General features: G+C 47.8%; 3 protein-coding genes. All 3 read left to right on the top strand.

Annotation, left to right across the window (positions count from 1 at the left end):
- On the top strand, nt 1–206 hold a 206-nt coding region (locus AC1WIP_RS15050), incomplete at its 5' end, for an FHIPEP family type III secretion protein (protein ID WP_481142594.1).
- Nucleotides 206–1,450 carry a flagellar biosynthesis GTPase FlhF gene (flhF, locus tag AC1WIP_RS15045; protein WP_481142593.1) on the top strand — a complete coding sequence of 415 codons (1,245 nt, stop codon included), beginning with the start codon at nt 206–208 and terminating at the stop codon, nt 1,448–1,450. The genes AC1WIP_RS15050 and flhF, both read left to right, overlap by 1 nt.
- 12 nt (nt 1,451–1,462) lie before the next feature.
- Nucleotides 1,463–2,059, top strand: a 597-nt coding sequence (locus tag AC1WIP_RS15040) for a P-loop NTPase (RefSeq protein WP_481142592.1), incomplete at its 3' end; no start/stop codon positions are given.

Here is a 2,059-nt window from a genome sequence, read left to right as displayed (position 1 = left end):
GCTCCAAGGCTATCATAGATTCGGTGGGGAAAGAAATCCGCAAGCTGGAAAATCTGGGCAAGACGCCCATTATCATCACATCCCCCATTGTGCGTATGTATTTTAAGAGACTGACGGAGGATTATTTTAAGGACTTAGTGGTGGTCTCTTACAATGAGGTGGAGTCTAATGTAGAATTACAGTCGGTAGGGATGGTGACAGCGTAATGATTATAAAAAAATATGTAGGGAAAACCGAAGAAGAAGCGGCGGAGGCTGCCAAGAAGGAGCTTGGCGGAAGCGCCGTTATCATGAATGTGAGGGATGTAAAGCCCAGCGGATGGCGGAGACTGTTCCAATCAAAGCAGGTGGAGGTGACGGCGGCTTTGGAGGAGGAGCAGGACGCCTATACGCCTGTGCGCAGAGAGACAGCCAGGGCCTCGGCAAATCAGCCCAAGGCGACGCTTCTTTCGGAAAAAGCCTCCGATATGGATACCGGGCTTGAGGGAAGCTCAAAGGACATTGAAAAGAAGCTGGAAAGCCTCCAGAATCTTCTGGTGACCCAGCTTAAGAAATCTGAGACAGAGAAAAATCAAGCCAGAGAGGAAGAGGAGGAACAGATACCGAAGCAGGAAGGCAGCGACAAACAGGGAGACAAGGAAGAAAATAAGGAGCAGGAGAAATTTATCCGTCTTTTGTACAATACCATGCTGGACAATGAGGTGGATGAAAGATACGCCAACCAGATTCTGGAGGACATAGATAAAACCAGAAAGCCCAACACTCCCATTGATTATATTCTTACAAACGTATATCAGAAAATGATTTTAAAATTCGGAAGGGCGGAGGGAATCAAGCCCGCTGCAAAAGGACCGAAGGTAGTGCTGTTTCTTGGGCCTACCGGCGTGGGCAAGACCACGACTATCGCAAAAATAGCAAGCAGCTATTCTGTAGGGGAGAAGAAAAACATTGCCCTTTTGACCGCTGATACTTACCGGATAGCCGCTGCGGAGCAGCTTAGAACCCATGCCAATATACTGGAGGTTCCCTTCCAGGTAATCTATACCAAAGAAGAGCTGCAGAAAGCGATTTCAGATTTTGAAAGCTTTGATTACATTTTTGTGGACACGGCGGGGCATTCCCACCAGAATGAGGAGCAGCTGGAAAAAACCAGCGGCCTGCTTAAGGCCGTGGAGGAGATGGCGGAGTATCAGGCGTTTCTTGTGCTCAGCGCCACCACCAAATACAGTGATCTGCTGCGTATTGCAGAAAGCTATAAGACGATAACAAAATATCAGCTGATTTTTACCAAGCTGGATGAGACGGCTGCGTTTGGAAATCTGATGAATTTGAAGCTGTATACGGATGCCCCCATCGCTTTTGTAACCTGCGGTCAGAATGTACCGGACGACATTGAGCAGTTTAATCCGCAAAAGACTGTAAAATCCCTGCTGGGAGGGAAACGCGGATAAAGGAGTGTGGATATGGATCAGGCAGAACAGTTGAGAATCATGAAAGCAAGCAGACAGACAAGACCCTTGGCGCGTGTCATTACCGTTACCAGCGGAAAGGGCGGGGTAGGAAAATCCAACACCTCCATCAATCTTGCCATTCAGTTTCGCAGGCAGGGAAAACGGGTCGTTATATTGGATGCAGATTTCGGGCTGGCGAATATTGAGATTATGTTCGGGGCGGTTCCAAAACATAATCTATACGATTTGATTTATCAGGGAAAAAGCATTCAGGAAATTATTACCTGGGGGCCTATGAATGTGGGTTTTATTTCCGGCGGCTCCGGAATTTCCGGGATGGCAAACCTAAACAGGGAGCAGCTAAGCTATATTATTCAAAATCTTGCCCAGTTGGATGCCATTGCGGATATTATCATAGTGGACACAGGAGCCGGCATTGCAGATGCGGTGCTGGAATTTTTGGTGGCCAGCGGGGAAATTCTTCTGGTAACCACGCCGGAGCCAACCTCCATTACAGATTCCTATTCTCTTTTAAAGGCGCTGTACCGTCATCCTAAATTCAACGAGGAGGAGACCAAGGTAAAGCTCATTGCAAACAGGGTGCAGAAG

It is taken from the genome of Acetatifactor sp., assembly GCF_982438285.1.
The sequence above is the reverse complement of the archived record's forward strand: the minus strand, read 5'-3'. Positions and strand labels throughout refer to the sequence as shown.

Excerpts from the sequence above, each read along its gene's own strand:
- flhF (WP_481142593.1), top strand. The coding sequence starts at position 206 with ATGATTATAAAAAAATATGTAGGGAAAACCGAAGAAGAAGCGGCGGAG.